This is a genomic window from Luteimonas sp. MC1782 (assembly GCF_014164605.1).
Lineage (GTDB): Bacteria > Pseudomonadota > Gammaproteobacteria > Xanthomonadales > Xanthomonadaceae > Luteimonas.
Map to the genome: position 1 here is coordinate 346,503 of NZ_JACJFT010000001.1, position 26,423 is coordinate 372,925.

Annotated in this window: 30 protein-coding genes and 1 pseudogene; 23 read left to right on the plus strand and 8 right to left on the minus strand. The window is 72.1% G+C overall.

Translation table 11 applies throughout. From position 1 onward, the window contains the following. Positions 1 to 7: 7 nt before the first annotated feature. Positions 8 to 979, minus strand: coding sequence for an SDR family NAD(P)-dependent oxidoreductase (locus tag H5368_RS01720; protein ID WP_182820719.1), 972 nt, complete (start codon positions 977 to 979; stop codon positions 8 to 10). Between the two features lie 155 nt (positions 980 to 1,134). Between H5368_RS01720 and H5368_RS01725 the strand changes: the two genes are divergently transcribed. From H5368_RS01725 to H5368_RS01750, 6 genes are all read left to right on the plus strand, one after another. After that, positions 1,135 to 1,668 (plus strand): riboflavin biosynthesis protein RibA, encoded by a 534-nt coding sequence (locus H5368_RS01725; RefSeq protein WP_182820721.1) that lies wholly within the window; start codon positions 1,135 to 1,137, stop codon positions 1,666 to 1,668. Between the two features lie 88 nt (positions 1,669 to 1,756). Next, the gene (locus tag H5368_RS01730) at positions 1,757 to 2,062 is read left to right on the plus strand and encodes a hypothetical protein (RefSeq protein WP_182820723.1); all 306 of its coding nucleotides are present in this window, start codon (positions 1,757 to 1,759) and stop codon (positions 2,060 to 2,062) included. A gap of 39 nt (positions 2,063 to 2,101) precedes the next feature. Beyond that, complete coding sequence (locus H5368_RS01735) at positions 2,102 to 2,275, plus strand: DUF1328 domain-containing protein (RefSeq protein WP_182820725.1); 174 nt, start codon at positions 2,102 to 2,104, stop codon at positions 2,273 to 2,275. A 94-nt stretch (positions 2,276 to 2,369) separates the two neighbouring features. Further along, on the plus strand, positions 2,370 to 2,711 hold the full coding sequence (locus H5368_RS01740; RefSeq protein WP_182820727.1) for a zinc ribbon domain-containing protein YjdM: 342 nt from the start codon (positions 2,370 to 2,372) through the stop codon (positions 2,709 to 2,711). A gap of 3 nt (positions 2,712 to 2,714) precedes the next feature. Continuing rightward, positions 2,715 to 3,992 carry a TIGR03862 family flavoprotein gene (locus H5368_RS01745; protein WP_182820729.1) on the plus strand — a complete coding sequence of 426 codons (1,278 nt, stop codon included), beginning with the start codon at positions 2,715 to 2,717 and terminating at the stop codon, positions 3,990 to 3,992. Between the two features lie 81 nt (positions 3,993 to 4,073). Then, positions 4,074 to 4,613 carry a hypothetical protein gene (locus tag H5368_RS01750; RefSeq protein ID WP_182820731.1) on the plus strand — a complete coding sequence of 180 codons (540 nt, stop codon included), beginning with the start codon at positions 4,074 to 4,076 and terminating at the stop codon, positions 4,611 to 4,613. Here the strand turns inward: H5368_RS01750 and H5368_RS01755 are convergent, their stop codons facing one another. Next, positions 4,614 to 4,814 (minus strand): hypothetical protein, encoded by a 201-nt coding sequence (locus H5368_RS01755; RefSeq protein WP_182820733.1) that lies wholly within the window; start codon positions 4,812 to 4,814, stop codon positions 4,614 to 4,616. On the opposite strand from H5368_RS01755, the gene H5368_RS01760 reads away from it, so the two are divergent. Next, positions 4,801 to 4,959 (plus strand): hypothetical protein, encoded by a 159-nt coding sequence (locus H5368_RS01760; protein WP_182820735.1) that lies wholly within the window; start codon positions 4,801 to 4,803, stop codon positions 4,957 to 4,959. The two genes, H5368_RS01755 and H5368_RS01760, sit on opposite strands and share 14 nt — an antisense overlap. Before the next feature lie 71 nt (positions 4,960 to 5,030). Here H5368_RS01760 and H5368_RS01765 read toward each other — a convergent pair whose 3' ends face one another. Next, complete coding sequence (locus tag H5368_RS01765; protein ID WP_182820737.1) at positions 5,031 to 6,350, minus strand: mechanosensitive ion channel family protein; 1,320 nt, start codon at positions 6,348 to 6,350, stop codon at positions 5,031 to 5,033. A gap of 53 nt (positions 6,351 to 6,403) precedes the next feature. Next, positions 6,404 to 9,478, minus strand: a complete 3,075-nt coding sequence (locus H5368_RS01770; RefSeq protein ID WP_182820739.1) for a ligand-binding sensor domain-containing diguanylate cyclase — start codon at positions 9,476 to 9,478, stop codon at positions 6,404 to 6,406. Positions 9,479 to 9,644: 166 nt separating this feature from the next. Here H5368_RS01770 and H5368_RS01775 point away from each other — a divergent pair, with 166 nt between their 5' ends. The 11 genes from H5368_RS01775 (at position 9,645) to H5368_RS01825 (ending at position 17,300) form a co-directional block, all read left to right on the plus strand. Next, positions 9,645 to 9,884 (plus strand): hypothetical protein, encoded by a 240-nt coding sequence (locus tag H5368_RS01775; RefSeq protein ID WP_182820742.1) that lies wholly within the window; start codon positions 9,645 to 9,647, stop codon positions 9,882 to 9,884. A 76-nt stretch (positions 9,885 to 9,960) separates the two neighbouring features. Then, positions 9,961 to 10,227, plus strand: coding sequence for a DksA/TraR family C4-type zinc finger protein (locus H5368_RS01780; protein ID WP_182820744.1), 267 nt, complete (start codon positions 9,961 to 9,963; stop codon positions 10,225 to 10,227). Between the two features lie 172 nt (positions 10,228 to 10,399). Continuing rightward, positions 10,400 to 11,203, plus strand: a complete 804-nt coding sequence (locus H5368_RS01785) for a transferase (RefSeq protein WP_343203869.1) — start codon at positions 10,400 to 10,402, stop codon at positions 11,201 to 11,203. Then, a complete protein-coding gene (locus H5368_RS01790) occupies positions 11,196 to 11,816 on the plus strand; it encodes a hypothetical protein (protein ID WP_182820746.1) in 621 nt (206 codons plus the stop codon). Before H5368_RS01785 ends, H5368_RS01790 begins: the two co-directional genes overlap by 8 nt. 18 nt (positions 11,817 to 11,834) lie before the next feature. Then, positions 11,835 to 12,362 carry a GNAT family N-acetyltransferase gene (locus tag H5368_RS01795; RefSeq protein ID WP_182820749.1) on the plus strand — a complete coding sequence of 176 codons (528 nt, stop codon included), beginning with the start codon at positions 11,835 to 11,837 and terminating at the stop codon, positions 12,360 to 12,362. Further along, on the plus strand, positions 12,362 to 13,180 hold the full coding sequence (locus H5368_RS01800; protein ID WP_182820751.1) for an SAM-dependent methyltransferase: 819 nt from the start codon (positions 12,362 to 12,364) through the stop codon (positions 13,178 to 13,180). The genes H5368_RS01795 and H5368_RS01800 overlap by 1 nt, the downstream gene beginning before the upstream one ends. An 11-nt stretch (positions 13,181 to 13,191) precedes the next feature. Next, positions 13,192 to 13,470 (plus strand): hypothetical protein, encoded by a 279-nt coding sequence (locus tag H5368_RS01805; RefSeq protein WP_182820753.1) that lies wholly within the window; start codon positions 13,192 to 13,194, stop codon positions 13,468 to 13,470. 27 nt (positions 13,471 to 13,497) lie between these two features. Then, entirely contained in the window at positions 13,498 to 15,348 is a 1,851-nt protein-coding gene (locus tag H5368_RS01810; protein WP_220486468.1) for a GGDEF domain-containing protein, read from the plus strand. A gap of 28 nt (positions 15,349 to 15,376) precedes the next feature. After that, positions 15,377 to 15,751 (plus strand): DUF6164 family protein, encoded by a 375-nt coding sequence (locus H5368_RS01815; RefSeq protein WP_182820757.1) that lies wholly within the window; start codon positions 15,377 to 15,379, stop codon positions 15,749 to 15,751. Then, on the plus strand, positions 15,748 to 16,617 hold the full coding sequence (locus H5368_RS01820; protein ID WP_182820760.1) for a hypothetical protein: 870 nt from the start codon (positions 15,748 to 15,750) through the stop codon (positions 16,615 to 16,617). Before H5368_RS01815 ends, H5368_RS01820 begins: the two co-directional genes overlap by 4 nt. A 62-nt stretch (positions 16,618 to 16,679) precedes the next feature. Then, the gene (locus tag H5368_RS01825) at positions 16,680 to 17,300 is read left to right on the plus strand and encodes a hypothetical protein (RefSeq protein ID WP_182820762.1); all 621 of its coding nucleotides are present in this window, start codon (positions 16,680 to 16,682) and stop codon (positions 17,298 to 17,300) included. A 22-nt stretch (positions 17,301 to 17,322) separates the two neighbouring features. On the opposite strand, the gene H5368_RS01830 is transcribed toward H5368_RS01825, so the two are convergent. Beyond that, positions 17,323 to 18,504: an NAD(P)/FAD-dependent oxidoreductase gene (locus H5368_RS01830; RefSeq protein ID WP_182820764.1), complete on the minus strand. Its 1,182-nt coding sequence runs from the start codon at positions 18,502 to 18,504 to the stop codon at positions 17,323 to 17,325. A gap of 124 nt (positions 18,505 to 18,628) precedes the next feature. On the opposite strand from H5368_RS01830, the gene H5368_RS01835 reads away from it, so the two are divergent. Further along, positions 18,629 to 19,378 carry a sulfurtransferase gene (locus H5368_RS01835; RefSeq protein ID WP_182820766.1) on the plus strand — a complete coding sequence of 250 codons (750 nt, stop codon included), beginning with the start codon at positions 18,629 to 18,631 and terminating at the stop codon, positions 19,376 to 19,378. Then, positions 19,375 to 19,551: a hypothetical protein gene (locus H5368_RS01840; RefSeq protein WP_182820768.1), complete on the plus strand. Its 177-nt coding sequence runs from the start codon at positions 19,375 to 19,377 to the stop codon at positions 19,549 to 19,551. Before H5368_RS01835 ends, H5368_RS01840 begins: the two co-directional genes overlap by 4 nt. 19 nt (positions 19,552 to 19,570) lie before the next feature. Here the strand turns inward: H5368_RS01840 and H5368_RS01845 are convergent, their stop codons facing one another. The 3 genes from H5368_RS01845 to H5368_RS01855 form a co-directional block, all read right to left on the minus strand. Continuing rightward, positions 19,571 to 21,499: a DEAD/DEAH box helicase gene (locus tag H5368_RS01845; RefSeq protein WP_182820770.1), complete on the minus strand. Its 1,929-nt coding sequence runs from the start codon at positions 21,497 to 21,499 to the stop codon at positions 19,571 to 19,573. Between the two features lie 93 nt (positions 21,500 to 21,592). Then, positions 21,593 to 22,441 (minus strand): archaetidylserine decarboxylase, encoded by an 849-nt coding sequence (gene asd / locus H5368_RS01850; RefSeq protein WP_182820772.1) that lies wholly within the window; start codon positions 22,439 to 22,441, stop codon positions 21,593 to 21,595. Next, a complete protein-coding gene (locus tag H5368_RS01855) occupies positions 22,438 to 23,088 on the minus strand; it encodes an SCO family protein (protein ID WP_182820774.1) in 651 nt (216 codons plus the stop codon). Before H5368_RS01855 ends, asd begins: the two co-directional genes overlap by 4 nt. Positions 23,089 to 23,221: 133 nt before the next feature. Between H5368_RS01855 and prmB the strand changes: the two are divergent. From prmB to H5368_RS01870, 3 genes and pseudogenes are all read left to right on the plus strand, one after another. Then, positions 23,222 to 24,136 (plus strand): annotated as a pseudogene (gene prmB, locus H5368_RS01860) (50S ribosomal protein L3 N(5)-glutamine methyltransferase); the annotation flags it as partial. 130 nt (positions 24,137 to 24,266) lie between these two features. Beyond that, complete coding sequence (gene aroC, locus H5368_RS01865) at positions 24,267 to 25,376, plus strand: chorismate synthase (protein ID WP_182820779.1); 1,110 nt, start codon at positions 24,267 to 24,269, stop codon at positions 25,374 to 25,376. Then, on the plus strand, positions 25,369 to 26,373 hold the full coding sequence (locus H5368_RS01870) for a D-glycerate dehydrogenase (RefSeq protein WP_182820781.1): 1,005 nt from the start codon (positions 25,369 to 25,371) through the stop codon (positions 26,371 to 26,373). The genes aroC and H5368_RS01870 overlap by 8 nt, the downstream gene beginning before the upstream one ends. Positions 26,374 to 26,423: the final 50 nt, after the last annotated feature.

The window sequence follows — 26,423 nt, forward strand, 5'->3', positions numbered from 1 at the left end:
TTGTGTGTCATGTATTGCGGGTGAGCGCTGCCGAAACATCCCACAGCCGCCGCGCCATGGCCGCATCCCGCTGGTGCGCACCCTGTGCTGCCGCGCGGAAGTCACGCAGGTAGGTACCGCTGACGCCGGCGATCGCAGGATGCACGGCCGCGTAGCACGGCGTGGCCGCGCCCACCTGCACTGTGCGCGCGCTGTCGCGGTAGGCATTGCCGACGTCGCGCAGGATGTTGGTGCGCGTGTGACCCGGCGTCACGCAGTTGGCCGTGGCGGACGTGCCGCGCAGGCGTCGCGCGAGTTCCAGGGAGAACAGGCCGTTGGCGAGCTTGGAGTGGCTGTAGCGGGCATTCCAGCCGGCCCCGGACAGGTCATCGAACTGGATGCCACCGGTCGGTGCCCGCTCGTGGTCGCCGCTGCCGAGCACCACCACGCGCCCCTGCGCCGCCGCGCGCACCTGCGCCAGCAGTTCATTGACCAGCAGGAAGTGGCCGAGATGGTTGACCACGAACTGCTTCTCGAGCCCGCGCACCTGCTCGAGCCGGTCGAGCACGATGCCGGCATTGCAGACCAGCGCATCCAGCTTCGGCGAGAGCGCGCGGACCTGCGCCGCGCAGGCGCGCACCGAATCGAAGTCCGCCAGGTCGAGTACCACCGGCGTGATGCGTCCACGCATGCCCCGGCGGGCAGCCTCCCCCTTGTCGCGCGAGCGTGCAGTGGCGATGACATGCGCGCCGCGCAGGGCGAGCACGCGCATCGTCTCCATGCCGATGCCCGACGTCGCTCCGGTGACCAGCGCGGTCCGGCCTGCGAGGTCGAGCCCGCGGGTGGCCGCTTCGGCGGTTGTTGCGGAATCGAAACCGGAAGGTGGCTCCGGCACGACGTCCGCAGCCGCGGCGAGCGCACGGGCGTGGCCCAACGTCGGCGCCAGCAGTGCGAAGCCGGCGGCGTGCAGGACCTGGCGGCGCGAAAGATCGATTCGCATCGATGGAATTCCGATGACAGGCGAGCCGTGGATGGTCGAGCCCTCGAGCGCCATGCGCAAGCAGCCATTGGCGGGGGGCGTGCGGTCCACATGCCGTCACGACGCCGCAATGCCCGTTGCGGCAGCCTTGCCACGGGCTTCCAGGAGGACATGCCATGAGCGGAGAAACGGTGCTGACCGGCGAGGTCTCCAACAGCAAGGTGGTGGCGGTGTTCGCCACCGCAGGCGCTGCCCGCGACGCCGCCACCAGCGTGCAGGCCTCGCTCGGCCTGCAACCTGCGCAGGTCCAGCTGTTGCTGCCCGGCGAAGCGCATGCGCGCCGCAAGCTGGAACCCGAAAGCCAGGGCATCTGGAAGACCATCGTGCGTGCCCACGTGCGCCTGGGGATCGCCGGCGCGGTGCTCGGCGTCGTGGCCTTCGCCGTGCTGTATTTCGCCGGGCTGCAGTTCGTGGTGCGTTCGCCGGTGGCCTCGGTGCTGGTGCTGCTGTTCTTCGGCGCCACGGCCGGCCTGATGCTGGGTGGACTGGTCGCGCTGCGCCCCGATCACGACCGCTTCGTGCAGAACGCGGTCACGGCGCTGGACGAGGGCCGCTCGTCGGTGGTGGTGCATGCGTTTTCGTCGGAACAGCGCGCCCGGGCGGCGCAGGCACTCGAGGCGCTCGGTGGCGACACCACGTCCACGCTGTAACGCAGGCGACCTGATTGCCTGCTACCCCCTTCCACGCGGCCGGGTTCCATGGCGTAATCGGGCGCTCGCAGCAGGCGAAGGGGACGGGATGAGGGCGGAAGCGATCAGCCAGGAATTCGGCATCAGCGAGGCGCGGGCACGGGAGATCATCGGCAAAGAAACGCGCAGGGCCCTGCTGCGGCGCTGGCAAGCCTGGGCATGGCTGCTGGTGATGTCGGGGGTGGCCGTCGCCCTGTACCTGTGGCAGCCGGGCAATGCGCCGGGCGCGCTGGTCATCGGTGGCGGTGCGATGCTGGTCTGGTACCAGATTGGCCGCTACTTCGCCGACCCGGCGGTGCGCGTCGCGGCGCGCGCCTCGCCTCCGGTTCACGGCGGGCGCACGCCGCTTGCGTGAAGCTTCCGTTGCCGCATGTGCGGCGTGCAGGGAGTCGACATGATCAAGTGGGCCATCATCCTGGCGGTCATCGGCCTGATCGCCGGCGCGCTGGGGTTTAGCGGTGTCGCCGGCGCCGCGATGGGTATCGCCAAGTTCCTGTTCTGGGCGGCGATCATCCTCGCCGTGGTGCTGTTCGTGCTCGGGCTGACGGTGTTCAAAGCGGTCACCTGAGGAGGGTTGACGCGGTCGCGCGTCGGGCAGGTTGCCAAGGACGCGATGGCACGGCCGGCTACAATGGGTGGCCCCGACGCATCGTGGAGCTCCCATGCCCGCCATCCCCGCCTGTCCGCAATGCGGCCTCGAGAACACCTACGCCGATGGCGCCCTGTGGATGTGCGCCGACTGCGGCCATGAGTGGGCGGCCGGTGACGCCGACGCCGGCGCGATCGCGCTGGTGGTGCGCGACAGCAACGGCAACGTGCTGGCTGCCGGCGATACGGTGGTGGTGATCAAGGACCTGAAGGTGAAGGGGTCGTCGATCCCGCTCAAGCAAGGTTCGGTGATCCGCAACATCCGCCTGGTCGAGGACGACGCCGAGCATATCGAGGGCCACTCGGACAAGATCCGCGACCTCGTGCTCAAGACCTGCTTCCTGCGCAAGGCCTGACGCATGTGTCCGAGCCGGGCAGCGGCGGAGGCGCCGGCACGTCGCCGGGTTGCCGTGGTCGGCGGCGGCCCCGCCGGACTGATGGCGGCGGAAGTGCTGCGCGCGGCGGGTGCCGATGTCGACCTGTTCGAGGCCAAGGGTTCGGTCGGCCGCAAGTTCCTGATCGCCGGCAAGGGCGGCCTGAACCTCACCCACTCCGATCCGCCGGCGCTGTTCGCCGGCCGCTACGGCGCGCGCGCGGGCGAGGTCGGGGGCTGGTTGTCCGCATTCGACGCCGACGCGTTGCGCGCGTGGGCGCGGGGCCTGGGCGTGGAGACTTTCGTCGGATCGTCCGGGCGCGTGTTCCCGTCCGACCTCAAGGCCGCGCCCCTGCTGCGGGGCTGGGTGCGGGGCCTGCGCACGCAAGGCGTGGCGTTCCACGTCCAGCATCGCTGGTGCGGCTGGGACGCGGATGGCGCGCTGCGCTTCGAAACACCCGACGGCGCGCGCTCGGTCGAAGCCGACGCCACGGTGCTGGCCCTTGGTGGCGGCAGCTGGCCGCAGCTCGGCTCGGACGGCGCCTGGCAGGCCGTGTTGCGTGCGGCGGGCGTGGACCTGGCACCGCTGCGGCCGTCCAACTGCGGCTTCGACGTCGCCTGGTCGCCGCATTTCAGCGCGCGCCATGCCGGAGCGCCGCTGAAGCCGCTGGTGCTGCACTGGCTGGACCTGGACGGCACCCCGCGTGCGCTGCAGGGCGAAGCCGTGGTGTCGGCGCACGGCGTCGAGGGCAGCCTGGTGTATGCCGCGTCGGCGACGCTGCGTGAGCTGATCGCGCGCGATGGCCATGCCGTGGTGCATCTCGACCTCAGCCCGGGCCGCGACGAAGCGCGCCTTCAGCAGGACCTGGCGCGCCCGCGCGGCAAGCGCAGCATCGGCGAGCACCTGCGCCGCACGACCGGCATCGCCGGGGCCAGGGTCGGGCTTCTGCGGGAGGTGCTGGGCGCAGACCGCATGCACGACATGGCCGCGCTGGCCGCGACGGCCAAGCGCCTGCCGCTGCTGCTGCGCGCGCCGCGCCCGCTCGAGGAAGCGATCAGCACGGCCGGCGGCGTGCGCCTGGAGGCCGTGGATGGCGCACTGATGCTGGAGGCACGCCCGGGCACGTTTGTCGCCGGCGAGATGCTCGACTGGGAGGCACCGACCGGTGGCTACCTGCTGACGGCGTGCTTCGCCAGCGGGCTCGTTGCCGCGCGCGGCGCCCTGCAGTGGCTCGGGATGCAAGCCGCGACGCCTGCCGGCTGATCACGCGCAGGGGCGGCACGCCGTGGCAATGTGCCGTGGCCGTCCCGCGCGCTCGCCGGGACCCGATGGAGACCCGTCGCCATGGACACGAGAATCCTGCCGCTGATCCTGCTCATGGCCCTGGCCACGGCCTGCGACCGCCCGGCGGTGCCGCCGTCGCCACCCGAGGTGCCCGACGCGCCCGAGCACCCGCCGGGGCCGGTGGCCTCGGAAGTGTCGACGGGCCGGGCAGCGGAAACCCGCGGCTCCGCGCGGCCGGGGGGGAAGGACGCGGCAGGCGCTGTCGACCAGGCGCTGCCCGAGGCGTTCGTGGTCTCGACCAACGAGCCGTTCTGGAACGCGCGTGTCGAAGCGGGGCGCGTCGTGCTCAACGGCCCCGATGTGTCCGACCGTCGCTTCATCCAGGATGGCGGCGACAGCACGCTGGGAGAACGCGTGGTGCGCGCGCGCGACGATGCCGGACGCACGATCGACGTGCGCATTGCCACGGGGCGCTGCGAGGACTCCATGTCGGGCGCGGTGTTTCCCTACCGCGGATCGGTCGCGCTGGACGGCGGCCCTGCCGCCAGCGGATGCGCGCGACCCGCCGACATGCCGGCTCCGGTCCCTGGCGAGGGGTGATCAGCCGCGGTGCGGCTCGATCAGGATGCGGTCTCCCCAGCCCTCGGGAAGCTCGATCGTGATTGCCGTACCGGCCGTTGTGGCATCGCCCAGGGCCACCGCGTGCGCGGCCATCATGGCCTTGAAGCGGCTGGCGAAGGTTTCATCGAAGCTCGACCCGCGGACCCGAAAGCCCGCGTCCTCCAGCGTGATCCTGACCACGGCGCTGCTCCAGCGGATGGGTGCCCCGGCCCAGCTTTACGACTTGCTCAAGGTCGCGGCCATTCCGTTGCTGAGCGGCATCCGTGACCGGTGCACGGCCGTGCTGCCGGGGCTTGCGCAGCTTGCCGCCCCGCGGCCGGCCTGACCGTCGGTGACTGGCTCGCGCCCGTGTAGGAATCGACCCACCCGGCCGGGGTGCGTCGCACGCGCCGGCCCTCAGGTCGCCGCTGCGCGCTCATCGGTGATCAGGTCTTCATCGGCGTGTGCGCGCTGTTCGGCCGCCACCTGCGCATCGATGTCGCGGTTCACCGAGGTGTCCGCCGGCGGGCCGACGGCCTCGGCAGCTGCGGGCATGGCAGCCTGCGGCAGCGGGGCCACGTAATGCACAGCGCGCGGGGCTTCGATGCCGGCCTCGGCGAGCGCCGTGCGCACCACGTGCAGGGCTTCGCTGCGCACCTTGCCGGGATCGGCCTGGCGCTGGTCCACCCACGCGAAGAAGCGCAGCGTGAGCCCGGAGGCGTCGTACTCGGCGACCGTCCACGACGGCGACGGATCGTCGAGCACGCCCGTCACCGCGCACAGCGCGCCCATGGCCACCTGCTGCGCCTGGCGGATCGATTCGCCGCCGTCGACCGGGATGGTGAAGTCGATGCGCCGGCGCGCGTTGCGCGTGTAGTTGAGCACCACCGACTTGAACACCAGCGCGTTGGGCAGGGTGAGGCGGTTGCCGTCGAGGGTCACCAGCACCGTCGCGCGCGAGGTCAGTGCCGCGACCTTGCCTTCATAGCTGTCGATGCGCAGCAGGTCGCCGGGCACGAACGGCCGCCGCAGGCTGAGCAGGATGCCGGCCACGTAGTTCTCGGCGATGTCCTTGAACGCGAAGCCGAGCACCAGCCCGACCACGCCTGCGGAACCCAGCACCGCCCCGACCAGCGCGGAGGCACCGAGCAGGTCCAGCGCCACCAGCAGGCCACCGAGCAGCGTCAGCCACTGCGCGAGGCGCTGCAGCAGGCTGGCGAAGTACGGATTGTCGCTGCGCCACTGGCGGCGGCCGATGCGCGCGCCCACCAGCTTGCCCAGCCACCACGACAGCATCACCACCGCGATCGCGACCACCAGCAGCGGCAGCGCCGCCACCAGCCGCATCAGCTTGTCGACCGCGAGCTGGGTGGCGGTGTCGAAGCGGTCGGACAGCCGCGTGCTGAGCGCCAGCTGGTTGTCGACGGCGGTGATCCCGTCCTGCTGCCCGGCCACCTGTTCGGCGAGCGAGCGGTCCTCGATGTCGATCACGTCGCCCTGCAGCCGCGCCACGCCGCCGCGGACGGTGACCGTGACATCCTGCAGGCCGTCGACCTCGCGCAGGCTCTGCGCCAGGCGCCTGCTGGCCGCGAGGTCGGCGCTGGCGTCCGGCGTGACCGCGGTCGGGTCGGGCGCACTCGCGGCCTGCGCACGGGCCGGCTGGCCTGCGGCGATCGCGAACAGGAACGCCAGCACCAGGCTGGCGGCAAACGAAGAGAGCGCGGGGCGAGCATGCATGGCGCAATCCTCGCATGGCCCGCTGCCACGGCGCGTGCATGCGCCGGTGCGCGTCAGCGCGCGAAACCCGGTGCCACCGTGCCCGAATGCAGCACCTGCGCGCACTCCTCGCCGACCTCTCCGGGCGAAGCGCCCGCCAGCAGTGCCTGCACGCCGGCGCGGTCGGGGCGGGGCCCCGGCACCACGCCGACCCAGGCATCCTTGGTGCCACGCTTGGCGGCATACAGGCAACGGTCGGCGAGGCCCACGCAGGCTTCCCAGTCGCCGACATCCGGGCATTCCAGCGCGAACGGCCACGGCGCGAACCCGATCGAGCAGGTGAGCGGCAGCACCAGCCCCGGTGCGACCCGGATCGGTTGCCCGGCGATCGCCTCGCGGATGCGCTCGGCAAGCTGCGCGGCATCGGCGACGCGGGTGAAGCGGGTGATCAGCAGGAACTCCTCGCCGCCCCAGCGCACCAGCAGGTCGTGGTCGCGGCTCAGCAGCCGGAGCCGGTCGGCGAAGTGCACCAGCACCTCGTCGCCGGCCTGGTGGCCGTGGCGGTCGTTGACCCGCTTGAAGTCGTCGATGTCGATCATGAAAAACACCAGCCGCTCCGGCTCGCCGCCGGCCTGTTCGATGGCGGTGCGCAGCGCGCCGGCCTCGCGGCCCAGCCAGTCCTGCAGGTCGCGGCGGTTGGAGATGCGCGTGAGCGGGTCGCGACGGGTGGCGATGTCGAGCTGGGCGTTGGTGGTGCTCAGCCGCAGGTTGGCCTCCTGCAGCTGCGCGGTACGCTCCGCCACGGTGCGCTCCAGGAGCTCGACCTGGCGGCGCTCGCGACGCACCGCCGAGCCCGCGCGGCGCACCAGCAGGGCGAACAGCGCGAGCACCGCGAGCGCGTAGCCGGCATAGGCCAGGTCATGCCGCCACCACGGCGGCGCCATGCGCAGCTCCAGGCGCCGTGTGTCGCCATAGCGGCCGTCGCGGCCAGCGGCCTCGACCTCGAGCACGTAGTCGCCGGGTGGCAGGCTGCTGACCGAGAACTCGGCGCGTGGCGCGCGTGGATACACCCAGGCGTCATGCAGGCCGCGCATGCGGTAGCGCAGCTGTGCCACTTCCGCGGCGCCGAAGTCGATCGACGTCATGGCGATGGAGAACATGCGGTCGCGCCACGCCAGAGACAGGCGGTCGGCATACACGATGTCGGATTCCACCGGCGCGGCCTCGTCGCCGCCGGCGCCCGAAGGCGAGATGCGCAGCGTGGTCAGCACCGCGCGGGCCGAGGGGCTCTGCGCGGGCAGCCTGTCCGGATCGAGCACGTCCAGGCCGCGCGTGCCGCCGAAATACAGCAGGCCGCCGCGGTCGCGGAACGCCGAGCCGCTGTTGTACTCGCGGTTCTGCAGGCCGTCGCGCGGCCCCAGCACCTGGATGGACCCGTCGCCGGGGGCGACCACGGACAGCCCGTTGTTGGTGCTCAGCCACAGGCGTCCGGCGGCGTCGCGCAGGATCGCGTACACCACGTTGTTGGCCAGTCCGTCGCGGTCGCTGTAGTTGCGGATCGCGCCGCTGCCGCGGTCGATCCGGTACAGGCCGTGGCTGTAGCTGCCCACCCACAGCGCGTCGTCGTCGGCGGCCAGCGACCACAGCGAGTGGTGCAGGCCCGCGTGCCGCGACGGCGCGGCCACCGCGCCCGCGTCGAGCTGCCAGAGCCCGCCGGTATTGGTCGCGATCCACAGGCGATCGTCGTCGCGCAGCAGTGCGGTGACCTGGCGGCCGGCGAGCGGTGCGAGTGCGGGATCCTCGACGACCTCGCCATTGCTGACGCGGGCCAGGCCGCCGCGGGTCGCGACCCAGACCGTGCCGCCTTCGACCAGCATGGCGTCGATGCGCGGATCGGGCAGGCCGGGGATGCGCCGTGGCGCGCCGCCGCCGGGCCAGTGCCACAGGCCGTCGTGGGTGCCGATCCACCAGCCGCCATCGATCGCGCGACCGATCACGCGCACCGTCCGGCCTTCGAAACCCGGCACCTGCATCCATTCGCCGCCGGCCGCGCGCTGTTGCATGAGGCCGTTGTCGGTACCGACCAGCAGGTGCCCGCCCTCGCCCCAGAGCGCGCGCAGGCTGACGCTGGGCCAGCCCTGCATCTGCGCGGCGTCGGAGCGCCCGAAGCGGATCACGTGCGACAGCGGGCGCGCGAAGTACAGCCCCGAGGTGTACGTGCCGATCCACAACGCATCGGTCGCGCTCTCATGGAGCGTCACCACCGGATTGCCGAGGTCGCGGTCGAGTTGCAGGGGCCTCGGCCCGGCCGCGTCCAGTTGCGCGACGGCGCCGTTGCCGAAGCCGACCAGCACGCTGCCGTCGCGCCTGCGCAACAGGGCCGTGATCACGCTGGCCCCGGGTTGCAGTTCGCCGACGGTGTAACTGCGCAGCCGCCGCCCGTCGCGGACATCCACCAGCGCCAGGCCACCCCGTTCACTGGCGATCCACGCACCTTCCGGACCCGACTGCAGCGCGATGCAGGCGCTGCCGCTGCCGCCGCGGTGGGGCAGGGCGGTCAGCGTCGCGGGCGTGGCGTGCCAGAGGCGGCAGTCGCGGCCGAGGGCGAGTGCGCCGCCCTGCGTCAGTGCTGCCACGCCGGCGATCTCGCCGCCCCCCAGCTTGCGCACGTGGCGCGGTGCAATGCCGACGTGGTCGAGTCCACCGGCCGTCCCGATCCATGCGCCGCCATCGGGGTCCACCAGGATCGATGTGATGCGGTCGTTGGACAGCCCGTCGCCGCGGGTGAAGCGGACGCGCTCCCAGGTCGGCAGGTGGATGATCTCGACGCCGGTGTCGTCGGTGCCGAGCCAGAGCCTTGTGGTGCCAGGCTCGAATGCCAGCGCGTCGATGCTGCTGCTGGCAAGGCCCTGGTCGTCCCGGCGCTTGCGCCGCCAGGACTGGAAGCGGTGGCCATCGAAGCGGGCAAGGCCGTCCTGGGTGGCGACCCACAGGAAGCCCTGGTCGTCGCCGGCGAGCGCGTTCACCGTCGACTGCGGCAGCCCTTCATCAGGCCCGAAGGCTTCCAGCCGCTGCGGTGCCGCGAGGTCGGCCGCCAGCGCCGGCGCTGCCACCAGCAGCAACACCATCGCGGCGAGGCGCCTGGCCAAGGTGGTCCGGAAGGTGGTTGGTCGCGGCATCGCGTCCAAGCATGCAAGACACGTGCCACTGGCCTCAAGCGCCGTGCATCGCGCTTGACCCGGATCATGGCCGGCGACCGCTGCGCGGCCGACGATGGCGGTACGGCGCGATGGGCGCCTGCGACAGGATGAGACCATGGAATACGAAATCGCCCTGAATGGCCGGGTGGCCAACGTGGCCGCCGTGAACGAGGCGCTGCGCGCCGCCGATCCCGCGGCCCTGGCCGACCTGCACGCCAGCGGTTCACCGCTGCGCGTGGCGACCACGCTGGGGGCCGCGGAGGTGGCGGCCCTGTTGAGCTCGACCGGCCTGGACACGCCAGCGAGTGCAGTGGAGCAGCAGCCTTCGACCTGTTGCGGCGGCTGCGGGGGCTGACCCGGCCGGAAGGCTTGTCTTCCGGCATCGCGTCCCGATAACTCCCGCTACGGCAGACACAAGGCGGGGCGCGACCATGGCCACGGGCTGGGCTGGAGACGGAGCGGTGCAGGACCAGATCGATGCCACCGTGAAGGACGGCATCGAACGGGCGCGCAGCCGGATGCCGCAGGGGCCGGGACTGGCGAACTGCGAGGAATGCGACGCCGCCATTCCCGACGCGCGCCGCAAGGCCGTGCCCGGCGTGCGGCTGTGCGTCGCGTGCCAGGCCGTGCGCGACGAAGACGAGGGCGCGGCAGGCGGATACAACCGCCGCGGCAGCAAGGACAGCCAGCTGCGCTGATCCCGCCCGGTCAGTGGATCCGCTGCAGGGCGGGCAGTGGCCACCGGGCGTTCAGCCGTCGCTGCACGAGGCATGGGTGCTGACGGCCGGACGATTGCTGCGCTAGGCTGCCGGCGTCTTTACAAGCGGGATGTGCGTGCAGTTGGATGACGGCCGATTCGGGCGGCGGATTGTGACCTGGCTTGCCGGTCTGCGCCGCCGCGTCCGTCCGCTCGACCCGACCGGGCTGCCGCTGCGCCCGGCCCGCCTGCGGCGCGTCGGCGCGTACACCGCGCTGCAGTTCACGCGTGGCCAGACGCAGAGCCGGATGCTCGGGGATGCGCCCGACCAGTTGCTGATCGATTACACCCGCACGATGCTTGCGGCCCTGTTGTGGCAACCACGCCCGCGCACGATCTGCATGGTCGGGCTGGGTGGTGGTTCCCAGGCGAAATTCATCCACCGGCACCTGCCGGGCGCGCGGCTGGAGGTCGTTGAGAACCATCCCGGCGTGATCGCCCTGCGCCGGGAGTTCCAGGTGCCGGATGACGACGCCCGCCTGGAGGTCGTGCTGGATGACGGCGCGCGCTTCGTCGCGACACGGCCCGGCCGCTACGACCTGCTGCTGGTGGATGGCTACGATGCCGGCGGCATTCCGGCGGCGCTGTCCACGGTGGCCTTCCACGACGCCTGCCGGAACGCATTGCGCCCCGGTGGCGTGCTCGCCACCAACCTGTTCTGCGTCGACACCGCGCCGCACCTCGAGCGGCTGCGACGCAGCTTCGGCGCCGGCAACGTGCTGGTGGTGGAGGAGCCGCGCATGAGCAACCAGATCGTGTTCGCCTGGGCCGGCGTGGCGCCGGCAGGCGACGCGGCGGACCTCGCCCGCGTGCGCGCGGCACTGCCCGCCGCGGCGCATGCGGCGCTGTCGCCTTCGCTCGAGCGCGTCGCGCGTGCCCTGCGTCTGCGTGGAGTCGGGGTGCAGGTCGATGCATGAGCGCGTGCCGCTGCCGGCGGGACAGTTCGCGGCGCTTCGCGCCGCGTACGCCACCCCGCCGCGGGCGTATCACGGCTTCGACCATGTCGAAGCGGTGCTCGCGCGATTCGAAGAGGTGGACGACGGCCCCGGCTGGCATCGCCCGCGCGAGGTCTGGCTGGCCGTCCTGTACCACGACGCGATCTACGTCGCCGGTCGCCGCGACAACGAGTCGCGCTCGGCGGCCCTGGCCGGGGACGCCATCGCGCGCTGGCTGCCGGACGCGGGCATCGACACGGTCCGCGTCGCGCGCCTGGTCGAACTCACGGCACGCCACGGACACATCGCCAGGGCCGATCTCGGTGACGGGCCCGACGCCGGCGACAGCATGCATTTCCTGGATTGCGACATGGCGATCCTGGGCGCCGCTGCCGCCGAATTCGACGCCTATGACCAAGGGATCGCCAGGGAATACCGGGGGCGCGTGCCCGCATGGCTGTTCCGCCGGGGGCGCAGGAAATTCCTCGAGGCGCTGCTCGCCAGCGAGCGTATCTACCTCAGCGACTGGTTCCATGCGCGCCTGGATGCGCCGGCGCGCGCGAACCTGCGTCGCGTGCTGGCCGGGTGGCGCTGAGTGCGGATACCCGCACCCGTGCTCGCGGGGACCCCGCTGCGCGTCCTCGAGGCGCGCGATGAAGCGCTGTACTGCGCGCTGTATGGCGACCCGGACACGATGCGCCATGTCGGCCCGGCCCTCGCGCCCGAGGCTGCGCGCACGGCATTCGCGCGCGTCATGGCGCAACTCGCCGCGCGGCCCCCGCGTGCCGCGTATTGGCTGCTGCCATGGCGTGTTGCCGCCACCGTTGCCGGTCCACCCGCTGGCCTGATGGCGCTGCAGATCCACGCCGGCGCCGGCGACGCTGCCGAAGTCGGCGTGCTGCTGCCGCCCGGGGCACAGGGAGCCGGCGTCGCCAGCGCGGGCATCGCGGCCCTGGTCGACGTGGCATTCACCGCGTCTCCGTTGCTGGCCTTGTGGACGCGCCATGCGCGCGACCACGCCGCGGCGGCAGGGCTCATGAGGCGCGCCGGGTTCCAACCCGCGGCGGACGGCCTGGCCGGGGAATGCCGCTGGCGGCTGACGCGCGCGCACTGGGCACGCGCGACGCAGGAGGCAGGGTGATGTCGAAAGCGGGAAGCCTGGCGTGCGTCGGCATCGGCATGATGCTCGGCGCCCACATCGGCGCACGTGCGCGCGCCACCATCGAGGGTGCGGACGTGGTCTTCATGGCGGTGTCGGATCCGCTGGTGGAACTCTGGCTGCAGGGCATGCACCGCGACGTGCGCAGCCTGCAGCCGTGTTACGGCGGTGGCCGCAGCAGGCGCCAGGCCTACGCCGACATGGTCGGGCTGATGCTGTGCGAGGTGCGCGCCGGCCAGCGCGTCTGCGCCGCGTTCTATGGGCATCCCGGGGTGTTCGCGGTGGCACCGCACCAGGCCATCGCCCAGGCCCGCGCCGAGGGCTACACGGCGCACATGGAGCCGGGCATCTCCGCCGAGGATTGCCTGTACGCCGACCTCGGCCTCGATCCGGGCGCCACCGGCTGCCAGCATTTCGAAGCGGGGCAGTTCCTGCAGTACCGCCGCCAGGTGGACCGCGGCGCGCTGCTGGTGCTGTGGCAGGTGGGGATGGCCGTTTCCGGGCCGGGAGGACGTCAACTCTCCATGGGCGCGTGGCAGCGCCTGCTGCTGCAGCGCCTGCTCCAGGACTACCCGGCGGACCACCACGTGACGCTGTACGAAGCTGCTACGCTCGCCACGGCCCGGCCGCGCATCGAGGGGATGCGGCTGTCAGGCCTCGGGGGAGCGGGGTTGCATCCACAGACGACGCTGGTGCTGCCGCCTTGTGCGGCGCTGCAGCGGGACCGCGCGATGCTGGAGGAGATCGCCGCGATCGAAGCCGCCGAGCCAGGTTTCACCACCATCCAGACCACTGATTAGGGGACCCACCGATGTCGAATGCGATCCGTATCCTCGAGGCGCTGGGCGCGAGCCCGGCGCACATGTGCGCCACCGGGCTTGCGGCTGACGCCTCCTCCGGCCTCGATGCGGCCCAGCGTGCCGCGCTGCTGTCCGGCGACGGTCCCGGCCTGGCTGTCTTGCTCGGCGCTCCCGAGCACGTGATGATGCAGCTCTGGACACCCCAGGAAGACACGCCGGCACCCCCGCAGCGGGATCGTCCGGACGACGACGACAAGCGCGACCCGCCGGACGAGTCGCCCGAAAGCTGACGCGCACACACGGAGTCGCCGGCAACAATGCGCAAGCAGTGGCTGATGGTCTGCCTGTTGGTGAGCCTCCTGCCGGGGGCGGTCGTGGTGGGCGCGGAAAATGCCGGCCCGACGGCGACGTTCGACGCCCGCCTCGAACAGGCCGACACGCTGCGCAGCGCCGATCCGGCCACGTTCCGCGAACTTCTCGCCGAACTCAACGCCACCACGCCCGACGACCTCACGGCCGGGCAAGGCGAGCGCCTTGACTACCTGAACGCGTACGCGCTGGTGCTTGGCGGTCGCTACGAGGAGGGCATCGCCGCGGCCACCGCGCTGTTCGAGCGTGCGCAGGGTGCCAACATGAAGGTCCGCGCCGGCGCGCTGGTGGTCAATGCACGCGCGATCACCCGCGACTTCGCGGGCGGCCTGCGCATGCTCGGCAAGGTATTGCCGTTCACCCGCGACGACATCGACGACGCCAACCGCGAGCACGTGTTCGGCGTGGCGGCGGTCATCCACAACCAGGCCGGGCAGTACCGGATCGGGCGCGAGTACGCCGAGCGCGTGTTGTCCACGACCGAAGCGCCCCGCGCCCGGTGCTTTGCCGGCCAGACCCGTCTCCAGGCGATGCAGGAGCTGAAGCAGTCACCGGCCGAGGACCGCGAGTTCACCGCGCTGGTCGACGTCTGCGAGGCCCAGCGCGAGGCGGTGGTGGCCAACCTGGTGCGGGCCATGCTCGCGCGCAAGTGGGACGGCGAGGGCAACCGGCCGCGCGCGGTCGCGATCCTCGAGCGCCACCTGCCCGAGGTCGAGCGCACCGGCTACCCGCCGCTGATCGGCGAGTTCCACGCGCTGCTGGCGGAATACAAGCTGGCCGCCGGCGACCCGGCCGGGGCAGATGCCCATGCACTGGCCACCATCGAGCGCGGGGGCGGCGATTTCACCAGGTCGCTGGTCGCGGCGCACCTGACCCGCTATCGCGTGGCCGAGGCGCGCAACGATCCCGTGCAGGCGCTGGCCCACTACCGCCGGTACGCCGAGGCCGACAAGGCGCAGCTCGACGAAGTGAAGGCGCGCGAGCTGGCCTACCAGATCGTCAGCCACGAAACGTTTCAGCAGACCCAGCAGATCGAGCTGCTCAACCGCCAGAACGAAGTGCTGCAGCTGCAGCAGCGCGTGCAGGAACAGTCGGCGCAGAATTCCCGCCTGCTGGTGCTGATGCTGCTCTTGTTGCTGGCCTCGATCGCGTTCTGGGCCTACAAGACCAAGCGCGTGCAGGTCTCGCTGCGGCACCTGGCCGAAACCGACGCACTGACCGGCATCAGCAACCGCCACCACTTCAACGACCGCGCCGCGGCCACGCTGGCGCGCAGCGCGCGGATGGGCGAGGACGCCGCGCTGGTGATGTTCGACCTCGACCGGTTCAAGTCGATCAACGACCACTACGGGCATGGCGTGGGCGACTGGGTGCTGCAGCGCGTGGTGGAGGCCTGCGCCACGGCGCGCCGCGACGTCGACTGGTTCGGGCGCCTCGGCGGCGAGGAATTCGCGCTGCTCCTGGTTGGCGCGGACGGTGCCGAGGCGGTGCGTGTCGCCGAAGAGTGCCGCCGCTGCATCGCCGCCATCGACACGCGTGGAAGCGGGTATGCCTTCGCCGTCACCGCGAGCTTCGGCATCAGCACCACCACGCTGTCCGGATACGACCTGACGCGACTGCTGACACACGCCGACCGCATGCTCTATCGCGCCAAGCGCGGCGGCCGCAACCGCGTATGCCTGTACGGGATCCCCGGGCCTGCCGCGCTGCCGGTGGCCGACGCCCATCCGCCATCGGCGCGCATGGACGAGCCCGTGTCGCTGCACACGGGCGAAAGGCGGCGCGCGACGGCGTCCTGAGGCGGCCGCGGCGGGTATCCTTGCCGCCATGGCCAAGCTGCTCCTCAACATGCGCATGGTGCCCGACGACGAGGCCGACGAGGTGCGCGCGTTCCTCGACGCGCACGCCATCGGCTTCCACGAAACCCTGCCGAGCCGCTGGGGCATTTCGTATGGCGGCATCTGGATCAGCGACGACGCCGACTTCCCGAAGGCGCGACGGCTGATGGACGAGTACCAGGCGCGGCGCCAGGCACAGGCACGTGAGGCGCGCGCGCGCGAGCTGGGCGAGGGCCGGGCCGAGACGCTGCGCGACGTCGCGCGCGCCGAGCCGCTGCGCGTGGTGGCGACCGTGGCCGGCATCGTGCTGCTGCTCGCGCTGGTGGCCCTGCCGGTGCTGCTGCTGTGGCGCGCCTGGGCGTGAACGACAAGGCGGCCCGGCAGCCGCACTGGCCCGATCGCGCCGCCCACCTGCGGCGGCGCCGTGCGCGAAAGGTGTTCCGGGTGGTCGTGGTGCTGTTGCTGGTGTTGCCCTGGCTCGGCTATCGCAGCGTGCGCGACTGGATCGGGCCCGGCGCGGCCGATCCGCCCGCCGCCCCGGTCGCCACCGTGCCCGCGTCGGCCGATGCGGGACATGCCGCACCGGCAGCGGCCACGTCGTCGGCACCATCGCGACCGACCCGGGATGTCGAAGCCGTGTCCGCGAGCGGCGCGCAGGTCGAGGCGCTCGGCCGTGATGCCGGACGCGGCGACGAAGAGCAGGTGATGGCGCGGCTTGCCAGCCTCGATGCGCGCACGCAACGCGAGGCGATGCTGGCCGACCGCGGCAGCGCGATCCGCCGCGAGGCCGCGCGGCGCGAGGTCGAGGCGATGCCGGGCGTGCGAGCGGCCGGCTGGGTGGATCGCATGAGCATGCTGCTGGTGGCGGCCGGCGGCGCGAGCGGCCACCAGTTGATTGCCGAGGCCTGCCGTCGGCTGGCTGCGCATGGTGACGTCACCGGTGTCGCCATCACCGTGCAGGAAGTCGCGGCCGGCGGGCGTCGCCCGGCAGCGGCGCTCGCCGCGGAGTGTGCCGCCAACGTGGCCGGCGACGCGCCGCCGCCGCAGTTCGCCGGCGGCAGCGTGTTGCCGGGACGCGCGCTGCGCGCCGATGCCGCGGACGCGGATACCCGGCCCGGCACGCCAGCCGGCGACGCCATCGCCGCCGAACTCGAGGCACGCCGCATCCGCCAGGCGGAAAGCCTGCGGATCCTCAGCGAGACCACGCCGGCACTGCCCGAGCCGCGCTGACCTAACGCGCGTTGAACGCGGCGCGTCTATGATCGGGCGTCGCATCCCGCCCTGGCATCGCATTGAATCCAGCAAAGTCCCGACACGCGTGTGCCTTCGCACTGATCGCCCTCGCCCTGTCCGCCTGCGGCGGCAGGGAAGCACCCGTCGCCACCGCCGGCCAGCCAGCGGTGACCAGCGCGCCGCCGCCGATGCCGCGCGAAGCGCTCGAGCCCGACACCGCCAACGCCACCATCGAGCGCGCCGCGCCGCCGACCCTGCGGCCACTGGCGCTGGGCCGCTTCGAGCCCGGCAATCCGGTGGCCGAGGCCATGACCGGCGTCGTGGAGATCGAGGACGGCCGCATCACCGCTGCCAATGGCGCGGCGTTCCTGACCGAGCGCGTCGCGATCGTGCGCGGCGGCGACGAGTACGCCGCCGGCCAGCGCTATGCCGACGTGATGTCGATCGACGCCGGCCAACCGGTGGAACTGCGCCGCGTGATCGAAGAGACGCGACCCACCGCGCATCCCGACAACGCGTTCTGCGGCCGCAACGCGACCGGCTACTTCGCGCTCGCCAGCCATGTCGAGGGCGACTACCGGCTGGTCAAGCTGCTGGCGCTGCAAGGCGGCGGCATCCCGGCCGCCACCGCGACCGGAACGGCGCTGTGCGCATCCACCTTCTACCTCGCCAGGCCTTGAGACCCGGGCAGTCGTCCCGGAATCAGGCGACCTCGCCCGCGGCGTGGCCCGACGCCCACGCCCACTGGAAGTTGTAGCCGCCCAGCCAGCCGGTGACGTCGACCACCTCGCCGACGAAGAACAGGCCGGGCACGGTGCGCGACATCATGGTGGATGACGACAGGCCGTCGGTGTCCACGCCGCCCAGGGTGACCTCGGCGGTGCGATAGCCCTCGGTGCCGCTGGCGACGATCGGCCAGTGCGCGAGCGTGGCCGCCATGGTGTCCAGTTCGCGATCGCCGTACTGGCGCAGGGGCCGGCTCTCCATCCAGTGCTCGCACAGGCGCTGCGCGAAGCGCCGCGGGAGGTGTTCGGCCAGCAGCGTGCGCAGTTCGGTCGCCGGACGTTCCGCGCGCGCGCCCCTCAGCAGGGCGGACGCGTCGACTCCCGGCAGCAGGTCGATGACCAGAGGCTCACCCGGCTCCCAGTACGAGGACACCTGCAGCATGGCCGGGCCGCTGAGCCCGCGGTGGGTGACCAGCATGGCGTTGCGGAAGGCCTGCCCGCGGCTCGCCGCTTCCACCTGCAGCGAGAGGCCGCTCAGCCCCTCGAGGCGCTCGGCGTGCACCCCGCTCAGGGTCAGCGGCACCAATCCGGCGCGCGTGGGCAGCACCGCATGCCCGAACTGGCGCGCCAGCGCGTAACCGAAGCCGCTGCCGCCCAGGCTCGGGATCGACAGCGCGCCACTGGCCACGACCAGCGACTGCGTGGTGACCCGGCCGCGGCCGGTCTCGACCACGAAGCCGTCGCCCGCGCGCTGCACGACGTGCACGTCGCAGCCGACGTCCAGTGCCACGCCGGCCTGCGCGCACTCGTCGAGCAGCATCTTCACGATGAGTTTCGCGGACTCGTCGCAGAACAGCTGGCCGAGTTCCTTCTCGTGCCAGGCGATGCCGTGGCCGTCGACCAGGGCGATGAAGTCCGCCGGCGTGTAGCGCGCCAGCGCAGACTTGCAGAAGTGCGGATTGGCCGACAGGAAGTTGGCGGGCGAGGTGCCGGTGTTGGTGAAGTTGCAGCGCCCGCCGCCGGACATGAGGATCTTCTTGCCAACCTTGTTGGCGCGTTCGACCACGCGCACACGGCGGCCGCGCTGGCCGGCGGTGGCCGCGCACATCAGGCCGGCGGCGCCGGCGCCGATCACCAGCACGTCGCAGGTGTCGCTCATGCCGCGCGCGACCCGCGCCGCTGGTGTGTCGTGTTCCGGATCGCGTCGCCGCGGACGCTGGCGCGCGGGCCGTGGTAGCTGCTCATTGCCGCAAAGGATAGCGTGGCGCACGTAGAATGCCGCGATGTTCATTAGCATCGCCGCCTATCACTTCGTCGCCATCGACGACCCCGGCGTGGTCGCCGCCCACGTGCGCGCCCGCGCGATGTCCGACGGCCTGCTCGGGACCGTGCTGGTCGCGGCCGAGGGCATCAACCTGTTCCTCGCGGGAAACGGAGAAGCGATCGACGCCTTCCTTGGCGCGCTTCGCGAGGATCCCCGTTTCGCCACCCTGCAGGCCAAGCGCAGCCGCAGCGACACCGCGCCGTTCGCGCGCCTCAAGGTCAAGGTGAAGCCGGAGATCATCAGTTTCCGCCGCCACGATGCCTCGCCGCTGGACGGGCGCGCACCGTCGGTCACGCCGCACACGCTGGCGCGCTGGCTGGAATCCGGCCGCGACGACGACGGCCGCCGCGTGGTCCTGCTCGACACCCGCAACCGCGAGGAAGTCGGCCACGGCAGCTTCAGCGGTGCGGTCGCGCTGCCGATCGACAATTTCACCGACCTGCCGGAGGCCCTCGACGCCCATCGCGAGGCGCTGGCCGATGCCACCGTGGTCGGCTTCTGCACCGGCGGCATCCGCTGCGAGAAGGCGGTGCCGTGGATGCGCGCGAACGGCTTCGCCCATGCGCTGCAGCTGGATGGCGGGATCCTGGGGTACTTCGAACAGGTCGGCGGCTTCGGCTACGACGGCCACTGCTTCGTGTTCGACGAACGCGTCGCGCTGGATCCGGCACTGCGGCCGGTCACCGCGCCCGCGGGAGCACGGGCATGAGCTGGCTGGCCCTGATGGCCGTGATCGTCGCGCTCTACCTGCTGTTCAAGGTGGTCGGCGTGGTGATGAAGATCGCGCTGTGGATCGTGGTGGTCGTGGCGGCGTACTGGTTGCTGGCGCCGCTCCTCGGCTGGCCGGAGCTGGCCGAGGTGGTGCACGTCCTGGGACCGTGACCCGGCCCGCGCGCGGATCTCAGCCTTCGCCGCGCGGCGGACCCTTGCGGTGCGGGGTGCGCGGCGGGAATGGCGGGCGCGGGCCACGCGCGCCCGCCGGCCGCGGACGGTCACCGGGCGGACGCGGCGAGAACGGGCGCTTGCCCGGACGGCCCGCGCTGCCACCGGCCGAATCGGCGGGTTCGGCACGGCGGATCTTCAGCGGCTGCCCGCCCACGTACACCTTCTTCAGGTGCTCCATCAGCTCGTGCGGCATGCCTTCGGGCAGGTCGACCAGGCTGTAGTCGTCGCGGATGTCGATGCGGCCGATGTAGCGGCTCTCGAGGTCGGCCTCGTTGGCGATCGCGCCGACGATGTTGCCCGGCTGCACGCCGTGGCTGTGGCCCACCTCGATGCGGAAGGTCTCCATGCCGACGTCCGGCGCGTCGCGCGGCGGGCGCGGTGCGCGGTCGAAGGAGGCTGCGCCGGGTTCGCCGGCAACGGCGGAATGCGGCGCGCGCTCGTGGCGCGGCGCCTGCTCGCGGCCACGCGGCGCGTAGCCGTCGTCGCGCGGCGGGCGCGGGCCCTGCGCGCGCTCGTGCTGCGGGCGCTCGTACTGCGCACGCTCGGGCGGTGCCACCAGCAGCAGCGGCGTGTCTCCCTGCACCATCTTGGCCAGCGCCGCGGCGATCTCCACCATCGGCACGTTGTGCTCGCTCTCGTAGCGTTCCACCAGGCTGCGGTACATCGCCAGGTCGGAATCCGATTCCAGCGCCTCGCCGATGCGGCCCAGGAAGCGCGCCACGCGCTGGTCGTTGACCGCGTCGACGCTCGGCAGCTGCATGGGCTCGATCTTCTGCCGCGTGGCGCGCTCGATCGCGCCGAGCATGCCGCGCTCGCGCGGCGCCACGAACAGGATCGCCTCGCCGCTGCGCCCGGCGCGGCCGGTGCGGCCGATGCGGTGCACGTAGCTCTCGGTGTCGTAGGGGATGTCGTAGTTCAGCACGTGGCTGATGCGGTCGACGTCGAGCCCGCGCGCGGCCACGTCGGTCGCCACCAGGATGTCGATGCGCCCGTCCTTCAGTGACTGCACCATCTTCTCGCGCTGCTTCTGCTCCACGTCGCCGTGGATCGCGGCCGCGGACAGGCCGCGCGCCGCGAGCTTCTCGGCCAGTTCCTGGGTGCCGAGCTTGGTGCGCGCGAACACCAGCATGCCGTCGAAGGGTTCGGCCTCCAGGATGCGGGTGAGGGCGTCGAGCTTGTTGGTGCCGCTGACCATCCAGTAGCGCTGGCGGATGTTGGCCGCGGTGGTGGTGGTCGCCTTGATGGCGATCTCGACCGGGTCCTTCAGGTAGGTCTGCGCGATGCGCCGGATCTGCTGCGGCATGGTCGCCGAGAACAGCGCCACCTGGCGCGTTTCGGGGGTCTTCTTCAGCACCGCCTCGACGTCGTCGATGAAGCCCATGCGCAGCATCTCGTCGGCTTCGTCGAGCACCAGGCAGCGCAGCTCGGACAGGTCCAGCGAACCGCGGTTGAGGTGGTCGATCACGCGGCCGGGCGTGCCGACGATCACCTGCACGCCGCGCTTGAGCGCGGACAACTGCGGCGCATAGCCCTGGCCGCCGTAGATCGGCAGCACCTGGAAGCCGGGCATGTGCGCGGCGTACTTCTGGAAGGCCTCGGCGACCTGGATCGCCAGCTCGCGCGTCGGCGCCAGCACCAGGACCTGCGGCTTGCGCTGCGCGGGGTCGATGCGCGCCAGCGCGGGCAGGGCGAACGCGGCGGTCTTGCCGGTGCCGGTCTGCGCCTGGCCGAGCACGTCGCGGCCGGCCAGCAGCGGCGGAATGGTGGCCGCCTGGATCGGCGAGGGGGTCTCATAGCCGACGGCGGACAGCGCCTGCAGCAGCGGACCCGGCAGACCCAGGTCGGAGAAGGATGGGGTGTCGGGGGTGGTGGCTTCGGTGCTCATGAGTCGGCCTTGGGCGGGGCCGGGACGGCCTTGCAGGGGGCGCATTCTACGCGCCCGACCGTGTGCCTGAGAAATCCTGTCGCGGAGCGGGGCTCAGCCCAGGCGCGTCGCCAGTCGCTCGCCGAGCCGCACGGCACCTTCCGCAACCAGGCCGGGGGCGAGTTCCGCCACGCCCGGCGGCAGCAACACGATCACCGTGGAGCCGTAGTTGAAGCGCGCCATTTCCTCGAAACGGCGCAGTTCGACGACCTTGCCGGCGCCGTATTCCTTGCTGGTGATGGCGTGGCCATAGGCCGGGATCTCCTCGCCACTCCACACGGTCTCCACGCCGGACACCAGCAACGCGCCGACCATGACCACGGCCATCGGTCCGAAATCGGTGTCGAAATGGCAGACCAGGCGCTCGTTGCGGGCGAACAGGCGCGGCACGTGCGCGACCGCGGCCGGGCCCACGCTGAACAGGCGGCCGGGTACGTGCACCGTGCGCATCAGCCGCCCGCCCCAGGGCATGTGCACGCGGTGGTAGTCACGCGGCGACAGATACACGGTGGCGAACAGGCCGTCCCGGTAGGGCGCGGCCGCCACCGCATCGCCCAGCAGTTCGGTGGCGGTGAACGACTGACCCTTGGCCTGGAAGATGCGGCCGCCCTCGATGGCGCCGCACTGGCTGATGCGCCCATCCGCCGGCATCACCAGCGCCCTGGGGTCGGGATCGGCCGCGCGCGCGCCCGGGCGCAGGGCGCGGGTGAAGAACGCATTGAAGGTCGGGTAGGCGGCCGGGTCGGGCTGCGCCGCTTCGTCCAGGTCGACCCCGAAGCGCTCGACCACGGTGTCGATCAGCCAGCGGCTGACGCGCGGATGGTCGGAGTACGCCAGGCGGCGCGCCAGCGACGAGGCCAGGCGATGCGGCAGTGCGTAGGTGAGCCGGGTGACGAGGCTCATCGTGCCTGCACGCCGGTCAGCGCGGCGAGGTCGGCGGCGATCGCGGCCGGGTCGAACGGCGGCTGCACCACGCCGGCCATGCGGCCCTCCGCGTCGAGCACGGCCATCGCCGCGGAGTGGTCGATGCTGTACTGGTCGGCCGGCGCGCCATCGGCGGCGGGCGCCTTCATGAACACCAGCGACAGGGACCGGGCGAACGCTTCCAGCGTGGGGATGTCGGCGGTCGCGGCCAGCGTGTCGCGGTGGAAGTGGTGCGCGTACTCGCCGATCCGGTCCGGCGTGTCGCGCTCCGGATCGACCGATACGAACAGGACCCGCGGACGCACGCCGTCCGGCAGCGTCTCCCATTCCGCCTGTGCGCGCGCCAGTTCGGCGAGCGTGGTCGGGCAGACATCAGGGCAGTGGGTAAAGCCCAGGAACACCAGCGTCCAATGGCCGTTGAGCTCGCCCGGCACCAGCTGCGTGCCATCCGACTGCTGCAGCGCGAACGCCGGCAGCACCCGCGGCTGCGGGAACAGGCGCACGGCCTGCAGCTCCGGACCCGCGGCCGGCTTCGGCGCGCCCGGGAACCAAAGCTGCGATGCGACCAGGCCGAGACCGGCGGCCAGTGCCACGGCGAGGACGAGGAGAGTGGTGCGATTGAACATGGAGAACCGACGCGGAAACCGGGGGCCGCCATCATAGCCGGCCCGTGGCACGGCACCCGCGGCCACGCCCGCGAGCCTGCGGGAGCTTCGCCTATACTGCGAAACCGCGCCGAAAGCGCCGTGACCACGCACCATGACGACCCAGCAGCTCCAGACCATCATCGACCTGATCCGCTACGGCGCCAGCCGCTTCAATGCAGCCGGGCTGACCTTCGGCCACAGCTACGACAACGCGCTCGACGAAGCCACGCACCTGACCCTGCATGCGCTGCACCTGCCGCATGACCTGAGCCCGGTGTACGGCCAGGCACGGGTGACCGAAGCCGAGAAGGAAGACGTGCTGGAGCTCTTCATCCGCCGCATCGAAGAGCGCACGCCGGTCGCCTACCTGACCGGCGAGGCCTGGTTCGCCGGGCTGTGCTTCAAGTCCGACCCGCGCGCCCTGGTGCCGCGCTCGCCGATCGCCGAGCTGATCGAAGGTGGCTTCGAGCCGTGGCTGGGCGGCCGCGATGTCCACCGCGCGCTGGACCTGTGCACAGGCTCCGGCTGCATCGCGCTGGCGATGGCGCACTACAACCCGGAATGGCATGTCGACGGCGTGGACCTGAGTGACGACGCGCTGGCGCTGGCCGCCGAGAACGAGAAACGCCTGCTGGTGCGCAACGCGCGCTTCCTGCGGTCGGACCTGTTCTCCGCCCTGCAGGGCGAGCACTACGACCTGATCGTCAGTAACCCGCCGTACGTCACCAACGCCGAGACCGATGCGCTGCCGCGCGAATACGCCCACGAGCCCGAGCTCGGCCTGCGCGCCGGCGATGACGGCCTGGACCTGGTGCTGCGCATCCTGCGCGATGCGCCGCTGCACCTCACCGACGACGGCGTGCTGGTCTGCGAAGTCGGCGAGGCGGAGCACGCGCTGACCGCGCTGCTGCCGGAGCTGCCGCTGATGTGGGTCGAGTTCAAGGTCGGTCAGATGGGCGTGTTCGTGGTCGAACGCCATGACCTGGTGACGCACAACGCGCGGATCCGCGTGCTGGCCGATGCCCGCGAGGCGGGCGTGCGTCCGGCGGCCGCGGCTACAGCGGCCACAGCGGCTCGCGCGGACGGGGGCACGGCCGCCGGCGGCCTGTTCTGATGCCGCGGCCCGCGGACACCGAGCGCGTCCCGGGGCCAGGGCCATGAACACCTTCGGCCAGCTGTTCCGCGTCACCACCTTCGGCGAGTCGCACGGGCCGGCGATCGGCTGCGTGATCGATGGCTGCCCGCCCGGCATCGCGCTGGCCGCGGAGGATTTCGCCCATGACCTCGCGCGTCGCGCCACCGGGCGCACGCGGCACACCTCGGCACGGCGCGAGGACGATGCCGTCGAGATCCTCTCGGGCGTCTACGAGGGCACCACCACCGGCACGCCGGTCGCATTGCTGGTGCGCAACACCGACGCGCGCAGCAAGGACTACGCGTCCATCGCCACGCAGTTCCGTCCGGGGCACGCCGACTACACCTACTGGCAGAAGTACGGCATCCGCGACCCGCGGGGCGGCGGGCGCAGCTCGGCGCGCGAGACCACGATGCGGGTGGCCGCCGGCGTGGTGGCGAAGAAATGGCTGGCCGCGCGCCACGGCGTGCGCGTGCGTGGCCACCTCGCGCAGATCGGCGAGATGCTGCCGCGCGGCCACGACTGGAGCGCGGTGGAGGGCAATCCGTTCTTCTGGCCGGATGCCGCGCAGGTGGACGAACTCGAGGCCTACATGGATGCGCTGCGCAAGTCCGGCGACTCGGTCGGCGCGCGCGTCACGGTGGTCGCCGACGGCGTGCCACCCGGCTGGGGCGAGCCGGTGTACGGCAAGCTCGATGCGGAGCTTGCCGCAGCGATGATGTCGATCAACGCCGTCAAGGGCGTGGAGATCGGCGACGGGTTCGCGTCGGTGGCGCAGGCGGGCAGCGTGCATCGCGACGCGATGACGCCGGGCGGCTTCGCGTCCAACCACGCCGGCGGCATCCTCGGCGGCATCAGCAGCGGCCAGCAGGTGGTGTGCTCGGTGGCCTTCAAGCCGACCTCCAGCCTGCGCCTGCCCGTGGCCGGGCTGGATGCCGGCGGCAACGTCGTCGACGTGGTCACCACCGGCCGCCACGATCCCTGCGTCGGCATCCGCGCCACGCCGATCTGCGAGGCGATGCTGGCACTGGTGCTGGTCGACCAGGCCCTGCGCCACCGCGCCCAGTGTGGCGACGTGGGCATGGTGTCGCCGCGCATCCCGGCGGGCACCGACCCGGCCGGCGATGTCTGAAGCCAGGCCGCGGGTGTGGGTGTCCCAGCCCCTGTACGGGGACATCGAGGCGCGGCTGGACGACTGGTTCGACGTCAGCCGCACGGCACGCGTCACCGACCATGCGCCGGGGGCGATCGCCGCCGCGCTGGCCGACGTCGATGGCGCCCTGGTCACGCTCAACGACCGCATCGGCGCGGCCGAGGTCGCCGGCGCACCGCGGCTGCGCGCCGTGGCCAATGTCGGCGTGGGCTACAACAACCTCGACATCGCGGCGCTGGACGCGCGCGGCATCGTCGCCACCAACACGCCGGACGTCCTTACCGAAACCACCGCCGACTTCGGGTTCGCGTTGATGATGGCCACGGCGCGACGGATCACCGAGGCGGAGCACTGGCTGCGCGCAGGCAACTGGCAGGGCTGGGGCTTCCACGAGCTGCTCGGCACCGGGATCCATGGCAGCACGCTGGGCATCCTCGGCATGGGCCGGATCGGCCAGGGCATCGCGCGGCGCGCCCGAGGTTTCGACATGCGCGTGCTCTACCACAACCGCAACCGGCTCCCGGACAGCGTCGAGCGTGACTGCGCCGCGGCGTATGTCGACCGCGATACGCTGTTGGCGACGTCGGACCACCTGGTCCTGGTGTTGCCGTACTCCGCCGCGAACCACCACATCATCGATGCCGCCGCGCTGGCGCGCATGCGGCCCGGCGCCACGCTGACCAACATCGCCCGCGGGGGCCTGGTCGACGAGGACGCGCTTGCGGACGCGCTCGCGGGTGGGCGGCTCGCCGCGGCAGGGCTGGACGTGTTCGAAGGCGAGCCCGTCGTCAATCCGCGCCTGCTGGGCTGCCGCAACGTGGTGCTGACCCCGCACATCGCCAGCGCCACGCTGGCCACGCGCCGCGCGATGGTTTCTCTGGCGGTGGACAACCTGGTGGCGGCCCTGGGCCGGGGACCGCACGCCGGCCGTCCGCCGACGCCGATCCGGCCCCGCCCCGACGCCGGCCGCCGCTGACTGCGATAATCCACGCCCCCACGGCTCCGCCGCGGGAATCACGTGGAGCG